The organism is Streptomyces sp. AM 4-1-1 (genome assembly GCF_029167625.1).
Lineage (GTDB): Bacteria > Actinomycetota > Actinomycetes > Streptomycetales > Streptomycetaceae > Streptomyces.
The window spans coordinates 127847-146214 of record NZ_CP119145.1 but is presented as its reverse complement, the minus strand read 5'-3'; the positions used below and the strand labels follow the sequence as shown (position 1 = coordinate 146214).

Here is an 18368-nt window from a genome sequence, read left to right as displayed (position 1 = left end):
ACGCCGGAACCAGGGCCGGCTCCCCGGACCGGGAACGTGGGAACAGGCGGAAGTCGTGTTTCCGGCCGATGGACCGAATGCGTGAACACGGACGCCGAAGGGGAGCCATTTCCCGTCCTGAGGGCTGTCCCGCGATCCGTGGTGGATCAGCGCGCGGCGTCGGACGCGGTGCCTCGCAAGGCGGAAGGGCGTCCGCGTACTGGACGTATGGGGACGTTTCGACAACGCCGCGAGGCGCCGTAGCTGTCGTCGCACGCCCACCAGGGATCGTGGGACAGCTCTTGGGCCCTGTTCCCACCGAGCCGGTCGTATTCCTGTCCGGTGATACGGAAGGCGTGGCCCGGCGCGCCCGCGCCCGGACATGGGTCCGCGCCGGCTCCCGTCGGGAACCGGCGCGGCGTCTCCGGGCCGCCGGGAGGTCAGCGGGGAAGGGTCGCGAGAATGACCTTGCCGCCGCCCGCCCCGGCACGCACGCTCACGTCACGGGCCAGCCGCTGGACCATCGGCCAGCCGAAGCCGCCGCACTGCCCGGTCATGTCGGGGGTACGGCTCGTGGGCCGGGCCGGGCTGGGATCGGCGACGTGCACGCTGACACCGGCACGGTCCGCCGTCAGCCGCAGCGCCGAAACCGACCCCGCGTGGCGAAGAGCGTTGGTGACGAGTTCGGAGACGAGCAGCAACAGGTTCTGCACGGTCTGCGTCGGCAGAGCGGGGTGCAGCCGTGCCACGAAGGTGGCGACGGCGTCACGCGCCTCCGCCGCCCAGCGGGGCCGGCAGACGAACTCCGCGTGCGTCTCTCCGTTGAACGAGCCGGACGCCTCGGCCATGGGAATGCGGTTGTTCATGCGTTTCACCCCGTCGAGTATTTTCCCTGGTGATTTTCTTGTACCCGCGATACGGGCCCTGAAATGACCAAATGTCCCTCGGCGGGCCTCAGCCGGAGAGAATCCGGATCGCGCCGCATCGTCCGACGGCCGGCCACCGTTTTCCCGAATCCCGGCACGCCACACCGGACCCCACCCGGTCTTGTCTCCGGTGGCCGGTGGCCCGGCCACCCCGGCAGAACCGGCACCGGCCGACGGTCCGAAGACCCACCGCCTCCGCCGGCACCGTCCCGTCGAGCGGCCCCGGCGAAGGGGCCGCCGTTTCACACCCGCGGGACCGGCGGGCGCCGCCGCGCCCAGCCGAACAGGACGACCGAGCACACCGCGGCGAACGCGCACCAGGTCGAGACGAACTCCAGCCGCCACAGCGCCACGCAGACCACCGCGCCGACAGCGGCCAGCACACCGAGCATCCGCAGCCATCGGTCGGTGGCCGAGAGCAGGGAACCGACGGTCGCCAGCAGATATCCCGCGATGATCAGCCCGCCCTGGGGAAGGTCGACCAGGTAGCCGAGGGTGTGGCCCCGGACCTCGGCCGTCACGGGACGCATGGCGAGAACGTACCCGAGGACCGCCGCCGTCGCGGCGCCCGCGGCGAGGGGCACCAGCACCCGTCGGCGGGCACCCGGCGGCGCGGCGCACCACACCCCCAGCGGCACCCACAACGCCAGCAGCGGAAGCGCGATGACCGTCCAGGCGACGGTCGCGGGACCCGCGCCCCCTCCCGCGCGCCAGACCAGGGACTCGACGATCTGATGAGCGCCGAGAAGCAGGGGCAGCGAGGCGAGGGGCAGGTCGCGGACCCGGTGCCGACGGGCGACACACGCCACCCCGATCGCGGCGACCCCGGTGCCCGCCACGAGGTCGGCGGTCGCACTCCAGCACATGGCGCCACCCGGCCCCGCGATGTCATGAGGATCGATCGTCGTCGCGCTCCACGCTACCGGCGCCCGCCCGGCGCCACCGGCGCTCTTCGCCCGTCCGGCGGTCTTGTCGGGCCGAAGAGGGCTGCGATGCCACTCGATCGGGCAAGGGAAGAAAATGCCTGAAGTCTCCGCGCCAATGATCAATCTCGTCCGGCGGACCACCGAACCCGTGGCGGCACAGACCCTGCGCTCGACGGCGGCCGCCGTCATCGCCTATGTCGTCGCCCTGTGGACCCTTCCCCAGCCGGCCCCCCTGACAGCCCCGCTCACGGCCCTGCTCGTCGTGCAGGTCACCCTCTACGCGACCCTCACCACCGGAATCCGCAGGGTGAACGCCGTCGTCGTCGGCGTCCTCATCGCCATCGGCTTCAGCTCCCTGGTCGGACTGACCTGGTGGAGCCTCGGGCTGACGATCTTCACCGCGCTGATCGTCGGACGACTGGTGCGCGTGAGTGAGTTCGTGCCCGAGGTGGCGATCAGCGCCATGCTGGTGCTCGGGGTGGCCCAGGTGGCCGACACCGCCTGGGATCGGGTGCTGGAGACCCTGATCGGCGCGGGTGTGGGCCTGATGTTCAATCTGCTGTTCGCGCCCCCCGTGTGGGTGCAGACAGCCGGTACCTCGATCGACAGGCTGGCCCGGGAGATGGGGGAGATGCTCCGGGCCATGGGTGACGAGACGGGCGAGCTGGTACCCGCTCCCCAAGCGGCCGCCCGGCTGCACAAGGCCCGGCGCCTGGACCACGACATCGTGGAGGTCGACGCGTCCTTGCGGCAGGCGGAGGAGAGCCTGAGGCTCAACCCGCGCGTACGGCAGGGGCTGCTGTACCGGGTCGTCCTGCGCACCGGACTCGACACCCTGGAGATCTGTGCCGTGGTGCTGAGGGTGCTGACCCGCACCATGACCGACCTCGCCAAGGCGCGCACCGACGAAGAGCTGTTCCCCGAGGACGTGGCCGCCTCGCTCAGGGAACTGTTCGGGCAGATGGCCGGCGCCATCGAGAGCTACTCACTGCTGGTCACCACCTCGGTCGCCGCCAGCGCCGAAGAGGCCGAGTCCCGGCTGGCCGAGGCCCTCGAAGTCAGCCGCACGACCCGCGACCGGGTGGCGGACATGCTCCTGTCGGGAGTTCAGGAACACCCACGGCAGTGGCAGTTGCACGGAGCCCTGCTCGCCGAGGTGGACCGCATCCTGGACGAGCTCGACATCGACAAACGCACCGAGCGCCTGGGCAAGGAACTGGACCGCCGCTCGGCCGAACTGCACGAACGCCACCCGCGGCTGCTCGCCCTGGGCCGCCGGCTGCGCGGTGGCGCGGTCGCTGCCCGGCGCGCGGTCGAATTCTGAACCGTACGAGGACGGGTCACCCTGTTCGTCCGGCCGACCGCGCGCCCATGGACAGGCCGGCCCGGTACCCGCCCCCGCGGGAACCGACCGCCCACCGCCGCGGTCGCGGACCGGTGAGGGCCCCGGACCTCACCTTGGGTTCTCACGGTCCTCGCAACACCCGCGATGGTGGGAGTTGCGAGGACCCCTGGAACCCAGGCACCGGTCCGGGGCCCTCATCGTGCGGGCCGACCGCGATCAACGTCCTGGCCCGGCCTCGCGGCCCGCGTCGGGATCAGTCGCGGTCCACGTGCTCGCGCTTGACGTCGCCGTTCGCGGCGTCGATGTCGAACGTCGTCTTGTTCCAGTCGTCGGTGGTCACCACATCGACGGACCAGACGAGAGTGCCCTTCTTCTCGTCCAGCTCGATGGCGCTGACCGTGCCCTTCCTGCCGGCCGCGGTGATCTTGTCCATGGCGACCTTGGCGGCCGCCTCGGGGGTCTCCTTGGCCTTGGCGAGCCTGTCGGCGAGCTCGCGCTTGTCGTCGGCGTCCTGGTCGGGGTCCGTCTCGGACCGGATGACCTTGCCGGACACCGCGTCGATGCGCACGGTGTGCGCCGTACCGTCCTTCGAGGCGACCTTGGCGATCCACTGGGGGTGCCCGGTGTCGGCGCTGCCGCTCGTCCCCTTCAGTTCGAGTTCGGCGAGCTTGCTCCCCGGAACCTTGCCCACCGCCGTGTCGGCCGCCTTGAGGAAGGCGATCTTCGCGGCCGGGATCAGTGCTTTGCGTTCGGCCTGGTCCTCGGTGAGGGGCGCCCGGCTCGACGCGGTGGCCGACGGCGAGGCCGACATGGACGAGGAGGCGGAGGGAGCGGCCGACGACACGGTCGGGCTCTGCGTGGCGCGCGCGGGTGAGGGCGCCCCTTCCTCGTTGTCGCTGCCGCCGCATCCCGCCAGCAACAGGGCCGAGGCGGCGACGACGCACAGGGAGCCGACCACACGCGGGTGTCGGGTACGAGGGCCCGGGAGGCCGTCGGTCTTCGTGGAACGTGGCTCAAGACTCATGACTGCACACCTAACCCACGATCCGCTTCGGCATGTCGCGCCACCTCATGAGTCACCCGATCGACCGGCGCGCGACGGCGGCCGGTCCCGGCGCGGGCGTCGAACGGTCTCTCCGCTTTACCTGCCGCTGGCGTACAGCTGTTCAGGAGGTGGGGCGGCGGCTGTTACACGAACGCGGCGCCGCGTGCCAGGGGCGCGCGGGGGTGTGGGAAGGGTGGTGGGACGGCGTGTTCATCCCGGTGCCGCGACGCCCCACGGCCGGTGGGACTCACCGGCCGACAGGAGCCGACGCATGGCGTGATGGGTGCCGGGTACAGCCGCGTGTGACGGAAATGTCGGTGTTTCGTAACAGACATCTGGGCACCTTCCGGCCGTCGCGCCGTCCGGCCACAGTGTGCGTTCTCGGTAGCACGCCGGGACCGAACACCGTCCGGGCACCGGGCCCGGCAACGCCAGATGAGGGGTTCTCATGTCCCGTTCCGCACGACGAATCACCGCCGCCGTTCTCGCGTCCGGCGCACTGCTGGCCGCAGCGGCTCTCCCCGCCGCGGCCGACAACGGACACGGCAGGACCCACGACGCGCCGGCCAAGCGCTCGGTGATCGTCCTGGGCAAGATCCAGTACGACAGTCCCGGCCGCGAGGACGGCTCCAACCGCAGCCTGAACGGGGAGTGGGTCACCGTCACCAACACCTCCCGGCAGTCCGCCGATCTCCGTGGCTGGACGCTCGGCGACGAGGGCGGCCACACCTACCGCTTCAAGCTGCGGCTGGCGGGACGCTCCTCCGTGCGGGTGCACACCGGCGTCGGCCGCGACAACGGCCACGACGTCCACCAGGGCCGGCGTACCTATGTGTGGGACAACCGGGACACCGCCACCCTGCGCGACGCCCGGGGCCACAAGGTCGACTCGGAGTCCTGGGGCCGCCGGGGCGGTCACCGCTGACGTCCCCTGAACCACGGAGACACGTGGTGCCCCCGGCGACTGCCGGGGGCACCACGCCGTGCACGAGCCGCTGACGGGCCGGACGCGAACCCGTCGGACGATGAACATGGGGCGAAAGTGTATAAAATCGGTGAAATCCCCAGGGAAGAGGAGGCGGCATGTCATCGAAGCGGCGTCGTAAGAAGAGAGCGCGTCGTAAGAACGCGGCCAATCACGGTCGGCGTCCTCAGAGCTGACCGCACCACGCCGTCGGGCCCGCCGTCCCTCAGGACGGCGGGCCCGACGGGCTTGGGCGGGAGGATCAGCGGTGGCTGTGCCCTCGTCCTGTGACCATGCGGTACAGGGCGAGAAGGATGAGCGAGCCGATGATCGCGGCGATCCAGGTGGAGAGATGGAAGAAGCCGTCGATCGAGTCCACGCCGAAGATCACCTTGCCGAGCCAACCGCCGAGCAGCGCGCCGGCGATGCCGATGAGCATGGTGATGATGATGCCGCCCGGGTCTTTGCCCGGCATCAGTGCCTTGGCGATAGCTCCGGCCAGCAGGCCGATGATGATCCACGCGATGATGCCCATAGCCGACAGCCCCTCTACTTGGTGTCTTGGTGTCTTGTTCCTGCGTCTCACTTCACATGGCCGGTCAACGCGTTTCCAAACGCGGTTGATCACCGCTTCCCGTTGTGACCGGGACGCGAAGGACGGTTGTCGTCCGGGGAAGCGCGGTACGCATACGGTATGCAGACTTTTCTGCCGTTTCCTGATTTCGCGTCATCGGCGCAGGCTCTGGACCGGCGCCGCCTGGGGAAGCAGCGTGTCGAAGCACTCCAGGTGCTACGAGGTCTGACGGTGCCCGGTTACGGCTGGCGTCACCACCCGGCGGTACGGATGTGGTGCGGGTACGAGGAGGCACTGGTCCGGTACGGGCTGGAGGTGTGCCGGGTCTGGACGGACCAGGGTCACGGCGACACGTGCGCCGCGAGCCTGACGGCCGGCTTCGGCGCCTGCCGACCGGATTCCGCCGTGCGGGATCAGAGCGCTCTCTCGGAAGCGGGTGAACTGCCGCCATGGCTGGGGGATTCCGCGTTCCATCGCAGTCATCGCTCGGCGCTGGTACGCAAGGACGCGGAATATTACCGTCCTCGATTCCCCGGGGTTCCGGACAGCCTGCCCTACGTATGGCCGAGTTCCGATCGCGACCGAAATTCCTGCGAGTGACCGCTTTGTTGTGTCGGGTCCCGTACGGAAATGGACCGACGCGGCTCCTGGGAATCATTCCCGGGAGCCGCGCCCGTGTTGTCGCGCACGTTTCCGATCAGCCGGGCCGGACGCCGCTCTCAGCGGCGGCGGGCTCTTGGACCGCTGTCAGGAGTGGGTGGCGACGGTACCGCTGAACGCTCCGTCCGGGCCCGCGCCCCGAACGGTGTCGAAGTAGAACGCCTCGCCGTCGGGGGTGAAGCCGGTGGCGCGGACCGTGGACCACGAGCCCTCCGGGCCGGCGACCTGGCCGGTGCGGACGTACAGCGGGCCGGCGGTCTCGCCACGGTTGTGGTCGCGGTTCTGGCCGCGGTCGTGGTGACGGCCCACGAGGCCGGAGAGGAAGCCGTTTCCGGCGTTCCCGCCCTGCTCGGCGGCCCTGGTCTGGCCGACGGCGCCGGCGTCGGCGGAGGCCACACCGGCACCGCCGAGGGCGATCGGGGCGACGATCGCGACGATCGCGAGGGCCTTGGTGAAGTTGCGCATGGAGTGCCTTCCCTTACTATTCGGGCAGTTAGAAGACCGGAGCTGAAAGCGGTGCATTCCGGCTGGGCCGGTAGCTCCGTTCAGTGGCCGGACGTCAGGCTGCCCGGTCACCGAGCGTATTTCGTGACCGACTCCCGTATCGGATTGGAAAACCTCCCGATATCCACTCGAACCGCCTAGTAGTCACACGAGAAAGGCGTCGGTCCATGGGTAATTCAGGGATTCTCAGGTCGACCGTCGTGTTCCGGCTGCCGCGGTCACGGCGTGTGCCCGTCGTGGTTCCGCCGGGCCGCGTGACGGGTATCGGCACGCTCTGTCCGTGACCCGGCGCCGTCTTCCACGGGCCCGGACAAGCGGGGCCGCCCGGAGCGGCAGCCGGTGATCCGGGGACGGGTTCCGACCGCACGGGGCGAGGCGCCGCCGGATCGTCGCAGCAGGGCACGGCGTCGGCAAATGAAAGTGGGCCAATGTTGGGTGAATATGCGATCAGCGAATCGTGCCGGACTCAATTGATTAAGTTTTTGATCATAAATCATCATTGAATGATCGGATTCGGTCTCTTGCCCTCCGGGGCGTGGCGATCGTGGGGCAGAGATTCACTCTTGGTGGTGACTCAGGGCTGGGCTTGCCGGATGTCCCCTTCTCCGCGCGCTGAGACGGACATGAATGAAATGGGCCGGTACGGCGAGCGTCCCGCCCCGGCAGTGGCACGATTCGTCAGACCGCGCGGAGCCGGAGCCGAAGGCCCGCGCGGATCGACCTGGTCGGAGCCGGAGCCCGTGACGGCTACCGCCGACTTCCGTAAGACAGAAGGGCGTTCCGTGTCCGTACCCACCCTTGCCCACAGCGCCGCCGGGCCCCGGCGGCCACGTGGCGCCGAGCCCGCCGCCGTCACCGCGCCCACGGTCCCGGGAGCCGAGTCCACCGCGCACGACGGCCCTCGGTTCCCCCGCGCGGCGACCGGGCCGCGCGGTGCTGTTCCTCCGGCCGGAGCACCCGCATTCCGGCTCCGCCGCCGCACCGCCACCGGACTCTCCGGTACCGCGCGGAGCTGAGGGGTGCCACAAGATGCGCGAACACACCGGCCGTCCGATGAAGGCCGTCGCAGACCCCGGGAGCGCCATCGGGAGACTGGCCTCCCGCCTGCGCGAGGCCAGGAGCAGGAGGGTGCTCTCCCGCGCCGACATAGCCGAGCTGATCGGCTGCTCCGAGTCGACGATCCAGCGCGCTGAAGCCGGCCGGACACCGCCCACCCTGGCGATCATCCAGGGATACGCCCGGGTCTGCGGGCTGGACTCCGAAGAACTGCTGGCGCTGCGTCTCGCCGCGCGCCGCACTCGCGGCGGTACCGCCCGGCGAAGCCTCACCCAGGCCCCCAGCCTGAAGCTGGTCCGCAGCGTCGAGGATCTCGGCGCCGCTCTGGTACGCGCGTACGAACTGAACGACCGCCCCTCCGCCCGTGTCATGGCGCAGCGGGCCGAGCGGCGCTACCGCGCCACCCGGCTGTACGCGCCCCTGTCCAGGAGCACCGCATGGCGCATCGCGACCCGCAAGTCCCTTCCGGCGTCCGCGGACACACTGCGGGCGTATCTGCTGGCGGTGGGGGTCGCGGAGCGCGCGTTTCCGGACTGGGTGTCGGCGTGGAACCGGGTGCGTGAGCGTGAACGACGCAGGGAGTTACGGGGCAGGGCGGCCGAAGCGGCGGAGGTGGAACGCCGCACCCTGAACGGGGACCCGGCGGAGGCCGAACGCCGGATGCGCGCCGCAGGCCTGGTCCCGGTGACCCGGTACCCAGGCTTCCGGACCCCCTGGGCCGCGCGCTGCGAGAGGTGCGGATCTCTGAGTCGCTATCGTCTCGCACGCGTCGTGGAGAACACCGAACGCCCGTGCCCCGCATGCCGCAGGACCACCGCCGCGACGGACCATCCCGCCGTCTGAGATAAACCGTCCGGTGGTGCGTGTCCGTGTCCGGCATGGGAACGCGCACCGCGCCGATGTCCGGGCCCGGGAACGTCATCAGCTGTTCGTCCGACTCCCACCGCTCGTGGACATCGGCGCGGCCCGGTCCGAGGGGGTCGGTGGACAGCGCGTGATCAAGTCCCTCCCCGCCACGGCCCGCGGCCACCGCACGATCCTCAGGGGCTGCGCCACCCCGATGATCACGCGGTGGCCGTATCCGCTCACAACCGGGCCACCGGTTGCTTGTGACCAGTGCCGAATTCGGGGGGGTGCGACGGTTCCCGCGTGCTCTACGGGATGTCGTGGCCGTCGAGGAAGCGAAACAGCACAGCGGCTTCGGCGCGGAGCCGCGCGACTCGGTCGGCGTGCGCGGGCGCGGTCAACTGCGCCGCGACGTCCAAGCGTTCGGTGGCCTCGGCCCGCACGACATCCGCCACATCGTGCTCGCTCAGCTCACGTCGCATTGCCTCGGTGGCACCGGCACCGACCGGTGACTGCTCAAGGGCCAGGCCGCGCGCCTCGGCTCCGTCCACGGGCACCGCCTCCGCGTTGTCCAGCGCGGCGAGCGTCGCGCGCAGGGCGCTCACCGCGACCTTGTCGCGGGCACGCATCGCTTCCGGGAGGGCTTGGCGCATACGAACACGTAGGAACATACCGGGAGCCTAAGGCCGTGCTCCGGATGTGAACAACGGAGTGCCGGGCGCCCGGTGTCCGGTGGCTGACGGTCTTGCCTTGACGTCCGCGTCAAGGACTACCGTCGTGGACATGCGAATCGGTGAACTGGCGCGGCGAGCGGGGACGACCACGCGCACTCTGCGTTACTACGAGTCCCGGGAACTGTTGTCCGCGCGGCGTGCGGTGAACGGATACCGGACGTACGACGAGGCCGATCTGCGGCTGGTGCGGCAGATCAGGAGCCTGCAGGACTTCGGGTTCGAGCTGGAGGAGACCCGGCCGTTCGTCGAGTGCCTGCGTGCCGGACATCCGGCCGGAGACGCGTGCCCCGACTCGCTCGCCGTCTACCGTCGCAAGCTCTCCGAGCTGGACGCGCTGATCGAGCAGCTTCAGCGCGTTCGCGGACGAGTGGGAGCGCAGCTGGCGCGCGCCGAGGCGGGGCTGCCCGGCGGCCCCGAACCACGTTGTGAACTTTCCGAGCGGGAGGACGACAGACAATGATCCACGCAGTGGGCGTCGAGGCCGTGACCGATGCGGACTTCGACACCGAAGTACTCCAGGCGGACCTGCCGGTCCTGGTCGAATTCACCGCCGACTGGTGTGGGCCGTGCCGCCAACTGGCGCCGGTGCTGAGCGCCGTCGCCGGCGAGGAGGCGGAGCGTCTCAAGGTCGTGCAGTTGGACGTGGACAGCAACCCGGAGGTGATGGTCAGGTACGGAGTGCTGTCGATGCCGACGCTGATGGTGTTCCGCGACGGTGAACCGGTGAAGTCGATGGTCGGAGCCCGGCCCAAGCGGCGGCTGCTTCAGGAGCTCGCCGACGTGATCTGAGCGGGGCGCGGGGCAATTCCGTTCCGGTCCGATCGCTCGCAGGGGGAACCTCGTCGCGGAAACGGCGGATTCCCGGAGACACCCCGCGGCGGACGCTCGTGGGTTCGGCTCCGTCCCGGCTCACCGAAAGGCGGGCCGGGACGGGCCGGTTGCTGATGCCGGGGAGGTACTGCGGGAGGAGGCACCGCGAGAGGCACGGGGAGAGGTCTTCGTCACAACTCGGGTGAGGCGTGCTGACGTTCTCGGTCCGGTGCCGCATCAGGCAGCGTTTGTCCTGCCTCGGTGCACCACGGCGGGTGCCGCCGTGGTGCGTCAGGCCAGCAGCTCCCATAGCCACGACCGTTCCGCGCGGCTGGTGGCGCGGGCGATGGTGAGCATGCCGCGGCGGTAGGGGTCGTCGGTGTCTTCGGCGCTCAGGAGGCCGTCGCCACCGCGGAAGAAGCTCGCGGGCTGTTCCAGGAAGTCCAGCCGTCGGCGCAGTACCGCATGCTGGTCGGCGAGGTCGGGAAGCCGGGAGAGAAAAGCCAGGACCGTGAAGTACCGGGTGCTGTCGCTGATGTCCAGGCCGTCGGCTTCCCTCAGCCGGCGCAGCAACTCGGTACGGCCGGTGGCGGTCAGGCTCAGGGTGTGCCGCTGGACGGCCGAGGCGCCCGGCTCGGCTCTGCGGTCGAGCAGTTCGGCCTTGACCAGACGGTTGATCGCCGGATAGAGGCTGCCGTCGCTGACCGGGCGGGCATGGCCGGACAAGTGCGCTATCCGGCGGCGCAGTTGGTAGCCGTGCAGTGGCCCTTCGGCCAGGAATCCCAGGATCGCGAGTTCCAGCATGGTGCTACTCTCGCACATCGAAACGAGATACCTCGAATCGATACAAGGGGCGAGGATGGCGTATACCGAGGAATGGGTGACCGCGCGAGCGCGTGACGCCTACGAGCACGGCCGGGCATCGTTCGACGTACGGCCAGAGGACACGGCGCTGCTGGTCATCGACATGCAGGACGAATTCGTCCGCCCCGGGGGGAGTCCCTACTGGGTGCCCGCGGCGACCCGGATGGCACCTCGGCTACGGCGGCTGGTCGAGGACTGCCGGGCCGCCTCGGTCCCGGTGATATGGACCGTCTTCGACGACACCCACCTCGGACTGGACCGGCCGCACGCCCTGCGCTTCCTCCCGCACGCCGACACCGACTGGCGTCGCCCGGGCCCCGCCGAGGTGTCGGCTCTGATGGGCCGACGCCCCGACGAGGCCCTGATCCGCAAACCCTCCTACGGCGCGTTCTACGACACCCCGCTCGACACGATGCTGCGCAACCTCGGTCGCGACACGGTCATCGTCACTGGCACCCTCACCAACTACTGCTGCGGCACCACGGCCCGGCAGGCATACGAACGCGGCTACAAGGTCGTCTTCGGATCCGACACCACGGCCACCGACGACGAGTCCCGTCAGGAAGCGGAACTCGCCGTCCTGCGCAAAGGCTTCGCACTCGTGCTGACCGCCGAGGAGATCACGAACCGACTGATCACGACCACCCCGGCATCGGAGGAAGCGGGCAGGGCGAACGCTGTCCGAAGCGGCACCGGACGTAACGGTCGATCCGCCGGGTCCGGCGGATCGACTGTTGTGTGAGACGGCTGTGTCAGACCGGCGGGCCGACCAGGCCGAGCAGGTGGTTGCCCGGCGCGTCCGGGTCGGCGCTGAGATAGAAGTCGGAGATGGCCGTACGGAATTCGCCGTGACTGATCACTCCGTTCCCGTCCAGGTCCAGCTTGGTGAACGCTTTCCCGGAGGTCTCCGGGGGGATGCCCAGCGCGTCGTACATGCGCACGTACTCGTCGCGGCTGAGGACTCCGTCCCCGTCGGTGTCGAGGGCGCTCATCAACGCGTCGATGATCGCCATGACAGCGCCTTCGAAGTGCTCGGGAGCCGTGACATTGGCTTCCATGACGGTGATGAATTCCTGGCGCGACACCCGCCCATCGCCGTTCGTGTCACCGTGCTTGAGCAACAGCTGCCACCACCGCTCGAAGGCGTTGTGCATGGCCCCGATGTTGGTGTGGTCGTCCTCCGCCGCCACCCGGGCGAACACACCGGCCGTTGCCCGCAGGTCGTCCTGAGTGAGCTGTCCGTCCCCGCCCTGGTCGAACCAGTCGAAGAGGATGCTGAACTTCTGGTTCTTCACGGCACTCGTCATCGCGTCGTCCTCGGTCCGCAGGCCATGCACAGCGCACGGCGGTCTCCAGGAAGGTTAGGAACGACCACGGCGTCAGACCTTCGATACGGCGTCGTTCCATCACCTCGGGTGAACGTCGGTGGACAAACGCGGAAGACGGCATCAGTCATGAATTGGCCGAGATGACATGGGAGTTGCTTCCTGGAGGTCGTGCCATGGCCCGGCGGCCGGGCCGCCGGACCGCACCAGACCCGGAGGAGGAGACCGGCAGCCGTTGGTACGGCTCGTGGGAAGGAGTTCCGTGAGCTGTCAGAGCTTTTTGCTGATCCGCTGCCGGGCGGCTTCGTAGAGGATCGCGGTCGCGGCATTCGCCGCGTTCAGTGAGCTCGCGGAGCCGGTCATCGGGATGCTGACCGTGTAGTCGCACAACGTACGCCAGGTGTTGCTGAGCCCGGCTGTCTCATTGCCGATCAGCAGCAGTGTCGGCTGGGTGAAGTCAAAATCGAACACATCGCAGTCGCCGTGCTCGTCCGTACCGACCAGGACGATCGGTGCCCCGCCGGCCCGGCGGGCGTCCACCCAGTCCATCACCTCGCCCGGTGACGGCACCCGGACGGCGGGCAGGGAGAACAGCGAGCCGGTGCTCGACCGGACTGATTTCGGGTCGTAGACGTCGGCGGCGTGTCCCGTCACGATCAGTCCGTGAGCGCCCAGGGCGTCCGCCGAGCGGATGATGCTCCCGATGTTCCCCGGACTGGTCGGCCGGTCGAACAGTACGCCCAGGAAGTCTTCCCCGGCCATGATGCGGCCGAGGTCGTCGGCGGGCATCTCCACGACGGCGACGACCTCGGGCGGGGCCTCGCTCTTCTCACCCAGCTCCATCAGCAGGTCCGGGGCCATCGCGATCTGCTCCGTCCGCACCGTACGAAGGAGTTCCCGCGCCCACTTCGACAGCTCCCGCTGTCCGTCGTAGAGGAGGGCGCGTACGGGCCAGCCGTGCTCCACCGCGAGCGAGATCGGACGGACTCCGAGGACCAGGAACTCACCTGCGCGCGTGCGTTTGTTGCGGTTGCCGAGCAATGCCTGCCACTGCTGGAAGCGGGCGTTGCGTGAGGTGATCCGCCGAGCCACCGGCACCCGCTCTCCACGTGATCCTGCCATTTCCGAGAGCCTATCTTCCGGCCCAGGTACGAGCAAAATGGCTACACCCAAGCCGACTTGGCCCGGCAGCAGCGGCGCGAGCGGTGACCGCGCGCCGGGGTCCGGAGCGTGGGAGCTGCCGGGCCCGGAGCGGCCGCTCCCACGCGTCGCGGTCACAGCGGCCCGGCGGAGGCGAGGGGCCGGTGGCAACGCGTCAGGGAGCGCGTCCCGGCCGGCCCGGGTACGGGTGTGGTGTGCGTGCCCTGTGGGACAGGCCGGGGGCCGTGGCTCAGTGTTCCGGGGGCGGTGCCTGCGGCATGAGCCGTTGCTTCAGGCGCTCCGCCGCTTCGATGTCCTCCACGATCAGGCAGAAGGGGACGGTGCCGGTGGTCTTCGCCCGCCAGGAGTTCAGCAGGACGACACCGGTGCGGGTCTCCCGGTCGTAGCCGAGGCCCTCGCTCTCCACGTACTTGCGGGCCTCCGCGAAGGAGGGCATCGGCCAGGAGACGTACTCGGCCAGCAGGCGGTCGCGGGCGTAGTCCGCTCCGGCCAGGCGCTTGCCGAGGTGGTAGACGTGGGTCGACCCGGTCACCACACCGTTGTACTCCGTGAACAGGACCTCGGGGGTGCCGTCGGCGGCGTCGACCACGATGGCGTCGGCGCTCAGGACGCCCCGGTAGCCCATCTCCCGGAGGACCTCGCTCAGCCGGCGGCCGCCCGCCATCAGGGCCTGCTCCTGCTCCGGCGTCAGACCGGGGGCCGGCAGGAAGGAGTGGTCGGCGACCGGTTCGGCCACCAGCTCGCCCTGGCCGCCGAGTTCGATTCCCTCGTCCCCGATCCAGAACTCGGCGAACACGGCCCGGCTGCCCGGGTGGTACTCCTCGACGACGATCTGGTGGAGCCGGCCCTCGGTGAGCCATTCCCAGCGCTCGTTGAGGTAGACGCGGACGGCGTCGCGGGCATCGGGGAGGACGACCGTACGGGCCGCGCCGTTGACCTTGATGCCGTCCGTGAGGGTCAGGACCTCGTTGCCGCTGCCGGCCTGGAGGAACTCCTTCTTCAGGATGACCGGCCGGCCCGCGTCGAGGAGGCGTGTGATCAGACGGTAGGCGCTTTCCGGATTGGCGCTGACGCCGCCCTCGGGCAGGGGCACGCCCGCGCCGGCCGCGAGCATGCGGAAGACCGCCTTGCTGTCGGCGACGCGGGCACCGCCCTGGTCGAGGAAGGCGTGGCCGGGCACCGCCGACTTCGCTCCCAGGGACCTGGCGAGTTCGACCACCGCCTCGTTGGGACAGAGCGCGAACACCTCGGTCGGCGGGAGTCCGCCCAGTGCCTGCCGTGTCCGGTCCGCCAGCTCCGGTTCGAGCAGCCAATCGCCGGGCCGGATCACGGCGGGCGGGACGACGAACGTGATGCTCTCCGGGTCCGTACCGACCAGCTCGGTGACGTAGGCCAGGAACTCCTCGTCCGGGGCTTCGGGCAGTACCAGGACGTCGCCGTCGCGGATGAACCAGAGCAGGCGCTGGGCCCACCAGCCCATGAAGGGCTTGTTCCACGTTCCCACCAGGTCTTCACTCGGTCCGTTGCCGATCAGCAGCCGGGGCATGTCTGTGGTCCACCTCGTGTCGTCCGTGTGCGGGAATGGGAAAGGAGGAACGGAGGAATGCGGCAAGGAGCCGACGCGATCCGGGTGAACCGCGTGCGGTGGTGGCGTGTGATTGCACGTGCACACGGGTGTCGGAGCGGGCTCCGGTGGTTGCCGCGCCGCCGTGAGCGGTCCGTGGGACTCGCGACGTCCGGTGCGACACACCTCGCGGCGCTCGGGTGCGGGACTGCCGGGCGGTGGGAGTTCCTGCCGGTGGGGAGTCGGAAGAACCGGGTAGGGGTCGGGGAAATCCGTTCCTGAACCGCGCACTTGGTTCCGTCGGAACCGCGTCGGTTCGTCGTGCGGGCCAGGGGCCTCGCCGGTTTCGATGGAAGCACATCCGGCACGGCCTCGACCATCGCTGTGGCCCACGTCACACTCGTGTGAGTGTCCGATGCGCGGATCAGGACACATCCGGCAGGCGGACCATTGCCCTCGTGAAGCTTTTCGATCGTCTGTGCGGGTCTGTGCGATGGTGTCGCTGACCAGGTAAATCCCCCTGGTACGCACGGAATGCGGTCTGCGCGTGGCACCTGCCGGACACGCCGCGCGGTGGAAGACCGAAAAGCGGTCACCACGACAATTGCCCCTTGCCGTTGATCGCCTCGGGAGCCGAGGGTGGAGAACGCGACGGCCCCGTCCCGGGGGCCGGTCGGAGCCGAGCGGGGCGGTGGCACGCCCCAGGCGATCGATGGAGCACGCGATGATGCTGAACAGCTTCGACGAATGGTCCACACTCAAGGAAGTGATCGTCGGATCGGCGGCCAACTACACCTCACACGAACGTGAGTTGTCCTTCGACCTCTTCTTCCACGACAACATCGCCGGCGACAACGCGAGCCGGTCCGAGTGGTACTACCCCCGGCTCACGGTCGGCGGCGAACCGGCCGGCGAAAGCGGGCGACGAGGCCGCGTACCCATCAAACAGCGTTACGTCGACGAGCTGGTCGAGGACCTGGACGGCATAGCCGCGGCACTGACCGACCTCTCGGTCACGGTGCACCGCCCGATGGACCTCGACGCGGGCACCAGCGAGGTGCGCACCCCAGCCTGGTCCGCCTCCGTCGTCCCCCCGCTGAACATCCGTGACAACACCCTGATCCTGGGCGACGAGATCATCGAGACCCCGCCCATGATCCGCTCCCGCTACTTCGAGACGCAGTTCCTCACCCCGGTCTTCCAGCGGTACTTCGAGCGGGGCGCCCGCTGGACGGTGATGCCCCGGCCCCTGATGACCGACGCGTCCTTCGACCTCACCTACGCCCGTGAGAGCACGGTCGGCGGTCCCACCGAACCCATCGGGGCGCCGACCCCCTCCCCTTACGACGTGGGCATCGAGATGATGTTCGACGGGGCGCAGGTGCTGCGACTCGGCCGTGACCTGGTGGTCAACATCTCCACCACCCACCACGCGCTGGCCTGCGACTGGCTGGAGCGCCACGTGGGGGACCGGTTCCGCGTCCACCGGGTCCACCGGCTCAGCGACAGCCACATCGACAGCATGGTCCTCGCTCTGCGCCCCGGCACGCTGCTGGTGCGCTCGGAGGCCGTCGCCGACAAGCTCCCGGAGGCGCTGCGCGGCTGGGACCGGATCGTCGCGCCCACACCCGAGAGCGACAACTTCCCCCGCTACGAGGACAAGGACCTGGTCCTGACCAGCCCGTTCATCGACCTCAACGTGCTCTCCGCCGGCCCGGACACCGTGCTCGTCAACGAAGCCTGTCCCGAGCTGATCCGCACCCTGGAGAAGCACCGGTTCACGGTCGTACCCGTGCGGCACCGGCACCGGCGGCTGTTCGGAGGAGGCTTCCACTGCTTCACGCTCGACACCGTGCGCGAAGGCGGCCCGGAGGACTACCTCGGATGACCCGGCCCGGCGTCGGATCCCGGCTCGCCGGGGTCGGCACCGCCGTCCCCGACACCACGTACACCCAGCGCGAACTGCTCGACCTGCTGGACGTCACGGACCCCCGCGTCCGCTCGGTCTTCCTCAACAGCGCGATCGAGCGACGCGGCCTGACCCTCCCCGCCCCCCGACCGGACGGCTCCCGGACCGTGGAGTCCCAGGGCGATCTGCTGCGCAAACACACCCGACAGGGACTGGAACTCGGCCGCAGGGCCGTCGAGAACTGCCTGGAGGACGCCGGCGCACGGATCTCCGACATCCGCTACCTGTGCTGCGTCACCTCCACGGGCTTCCTGACACCCGGCTTCTCGGCCCTGCTCATCAAGGAACTCGGCATCGAGGTGTCGTGCTCGCGGCTCGACGTCGTCGGCATGGGGTGCAACGCCGGCCTGAACGCGCTGAACGCGGTCGACGGCTGGGCCCGCGCCCACCCCGGCGAACTGGCCCTGCTGGTGTGCGTGGAGGTGTGCTCGGCGGCGTACGTCTTCGACGCGACGATGCGCTCCTCGGTCGTGAACAGCCTCTTCGGCGACGGGGCGGCGGCCGTCGCCGTCACCACCGCCGGTACGCGGGAGGGGAGTGCCCCCGCGCCGGCCCTGCTGGGCTTCTCCAGCCGCATCATCCCGGAGGCGGTCGACGCCATGCGTTACGACTGGGACGACGGGCACGGCAAGTTCAGCTTCTGGCTCGACCCGCAGATCCCCTACGTCGTCGGCGCGCACGCGCCCGGCGCGCTGGAGCGACTGCTGCGCGGCACCGGGCTGCTCCCGTCGGACATCGCCCACTGGGTGGTGCACTCCGGGGGCAAGAAGGTGGTGGACTCCGTCCGGATCAACCTGGGGCTGACCCGGCACGACGTACGGCACACCACGGGAGTGCTGCGTGACCACGGCAACCTGTCGAGCGGCTCCTTCCTCTTCTCCTACCAGCGGCTCGCGGCCGAGGGCACGGCCCGGCCGGGGGACGTGGGGGTCCTGATGACGATGGGGCCTGGATCGACGATCGAAATGGCACTGGCGCGGTGGTGATCCCCGAGCCGGACGACATCCCGCGAAGGCCCGACGACCCTACGGCCCCACGGCCCCACGGCCCCACGGCCAGGGACATGACCACGCGACGACGTGCGGACACGACGACGTGAAGACGCGAACGACGAAG

At 69.7% G+C, this 18368-nt stretch carries 19 protein-coding genes; 9 read left to right on the top strand and 10 right to left on the bottom strand.

Annotated elements, in window-relative coordinates:
- Positions 1-419 precede the first annotated feature (419 nt).
- On the bottom strand, positions 420-845 hold the full coding sequence (locus PZB75_RS00715; RefSeq protein WP_275533308.1) for an ATP-binding protein: 426 nt from the start codon (positions 843-845) through the stop codon (positions 420-422).
- Positions 846-1147: 302 nt separating this feature from the next.
- Complete coding sequence (locus PZB75_RS00710) at positions 1148-1771, bottom strand: DUF6629 family protein (protein ID WP_275533307.1); 624 nt, start codon at positions 1769-1771, stop codon at positions 1148-1150.
- Between the two features lie 154 nt (positions 1772-1925).
- On the opposite strand from PZB75_RS00710, the gene PZB75_RS00705 reads away from it, so the two are divergent.
- The gene (locus tag PZB75_RS00705) at positions 1926-3155 is read left to right on the top strand and encodes an aromatic acid exporter family protein (RefSeq protein ID WP_275533306.1); all 1230 of its coding nucleotides are present in this window, start codon (positions 1926-1928) and stop codon (positions 3153-3155) included.
- A 274-nt stretch (positions 3156-3429) separates the two neighbouring features.
- Here the strand turns inward: PZB75_RS00705 and PZB75_RS00700 are convergent, their stop codons facing one another.
- A complete protein-coding gene (locus tag PZB75_RS00700; protein WP_275533305.1) occupies positions 3430-4200 on the bottom strand; it encodes a PepSY domain-containing protein in 771 nt (256 codons plus the stop codon).
- A gap of 469 nt (positions 4201-4669) precedes the next feature.
- Here PZB75_RS00700 and PZB75_RS00695 point away from each other — a divergent pair, with 469 nt between their 5' ends.
- Positions 4670-5146, top strand: a complete 477-nt coding sequence (locus PZB75_RS00695; protein ID WP_275533304.1) for a lamin tail domain-containing protein — start codon at positions 4670-4672, stop codon at positions 5144-5146.
- A 301-nt stretch (positions 5147-5447) separates the two neighbouring features.
- Here PZB75_RS00695 and PZB75_RS00690 read toward each other — a convergent pair whose 3' ends face one another.
- Positions 5448-5720, bottom strand: a complete 273-nt coding sequence (locus tag PZB75_RS00690; RefSeq protein WP_275533303.1) for a GlsB/YeaQ/YmgE family stress response membrane protein — start codon at positions 5718-5720, stop codon at positions 5448-5450.
- A 159-nt stretch (positions 5721-5879) separates the two neighbouring features.
- On the opposite strand from PZB75_RS00690, the gene PZB75_RS00685 reads away from it, so the two are divergent.
- The gene (locus PZB75_RS00685; protein ID WP_275533302.1) at positions 5880-6359 is read left to right on the top strand and encodes an MSMEG_6728 family protein; all 480 of its coding nucleotides are present in this window, start codon (positions 5880-5882) and stop codon (positions 6357-6359) included.
- A gap of 147 nt (positions 6360-6506) precedes the next feature.
- On the opposite strand, the gene PZB75_RS00680 is transcribed toward PZB75_RS00685, so the two are convergent.
- The gene (locus PZB75_RS00680; protein ID WP_275533301.1) at positions 6507-6884 is read right to left on the bottom strand and encodes a hypothetical protein; all 378 of its coding nucleotides are present in this window, start codon (positions 6882-6884) and stop codon (positions 6507-6509) included.
- A gap of 1068 nt (positions 6885-7952) precedes the next feature.
- Between PZB75_RS00680 and PZB75_RS00675 the strand changes: the two genes are divergently transcribed.
- Positions 7953-8822, top strand: a complete 870-nt coding sequence (locus PZB75_RS00675; protein ID WP_275533300.1) for a helix-turn-helix transcriptional regulator — start codon at positions 7953-7955, stop codon at positions 8820-8822.
- Between the two features lie 311 nt (positions 8823-9133).
- Here PZB75_RS00675 and PZB75_RS00670 read toward each other — a convergent pair whose 3' ends face one another.
- Positions 9134-9454, bottom strand: a complete 321-nt coding sequence (locus tag PZB75_RS00670) for a hypothetical protein (RefSeq protein WP_275538528.1) — start codon at positions 9452-9454, stop codon at positions 9134-9136.
- Between the two features lie 154 nt (positions 9455-9608).
- Here PZB75_RS00670 and PZB75_RS00665 point away from each other — a divergent pair, with 154 nt between their 5' ends.
- Both PZB75_RS00665 and trxA read left to right on the top strand, forming a co-directional pair.
- Entirely contained in the window at positions 9609-10019 is a 411-nt protein-coding gene (locus tag PZB75_RS00665; protein ID WP_275538527.1) for a MerR family transcriptional regulator, read from the top strand.
- On the top strand, positions 10016-10348 hold the full coding sequence (gene trxA / locus PZB75_RS00660) for a thioredoxin (protein WP_275533299.1): 333 nt from the start codon (positions 10016-10018) through the stop codon (positions 10346-10348). The genes PZB75_RS00665 and trxA overlap by 4 nt, the downstream gene beginning before the upstream one ends.
- Before the next feature lie 312 nt (positions 10349-10660).
- On the opposite strand, the gene PZB75_RS00655 is transcribed toward trxA, so the two are convergent.
- Positions 10661-11191: a PadR family transcriptional regulator gene (locus PZB75_RS00655; protein WP_275533298.1), complete on the bottom strand. Its 531-nt coding sequence runs from the start codon at positions 11189-11191 to the stop codon at positions 10661-10663.
- Between the two features lie 37 nt (positions 11192-11228).
- Here PZB75_RS00655 and PZB75_RS00650 point away from each other — a divergent pair, with 37 nt between their 5' ends.
- Positions 11229-11975 (top strand): isochorismatase family cysteine hydrolase, encoded by a 747-nt coding sequence (locus PZB75_RS00650; RefSeq protein WP_275533297.1) that lies wholly within the window; start codon positions 11229-11231, stop codon positions 11973-11975.
- 10 nt (positions 11976-11985) lie between these two features.
- On the opposite strand, the gene PZB75_RS00645 is transcribed toward PZB75_RS00650, so the two are convergent.
- The 3 genes from PZB75_RS00645 to PZB75_RS00635 all read right to left on the bottom strand — a co-directional run bounded on the left by PZB75_RS00645 (position 11986) and on the right by PZB75_RS00635 (position 15265).
- Positions 11986-12540, bottom strand: coding sequence for an EF-hand domain-containing protein (locus tag PZB75_RS00645; RefSeq protein ID WP_275533296.1), 555 nt, complete (start codon positions 12538-12540; stop codon positions 11986-11988).
- Positions 12541-12828: 288 nt separating this feature from the next.
- The gene (locus PZB75_RS00640) at positions 12829-13680 is read right to left on the bottom strand and encodes an RNA methyltransferase (protein ID WP_275533295.1); all 852 of its coding nucleotides are present in this window, start codon (positions 13678-13680) and stop codon (positions 12829-12831) included.
- Between the two features lie 268 nt (positions 13681-13948).
- Complete coding sequence (locus tag PZB75_RS00635) at positions 13949-15265, bottom strand: peptide ligase PGM1-related protein (protein ID WP_275533294.1); 1317 nt, start codon at positions 15263-15265, stop codon at positions 13949-13951.
- A gap of 742 nt (positions 15266-16007) precedes the next feature.
- Here PZB75_RS00635 and PZB75_RS00630 point away from each other — a divergent pair.
- Positions 16008-17171, top strand: a complete 1164-nt coding sequence (locus PZB75_RS00630; RefSeq protein ID WP_275533293.1) for a glycine amidinotransferase — start codon at positions 16008-16010, stop codon at positions 17169-17171.
- Positions 17168-18238 carry a 3,5-dihydroxyphenylacetyl-CoA synthase DpgA gene (gene dpgA, locus PZB75_RS00625; protein WP_275533292.1) on the top strand — a complete coding sequence of 357 codons (1071 nt, stop codon included), beginning with the start codon at positions 17168-17170 and terminating at the stop codon, positions 18236-18238. Before PZB75_RS00630 ends, dpgA begins: the two co-directional genes overlap by 4 nt.
- The last annotated feature ends 130 nt before the right edge of the window (positions 18239-18368 follow it).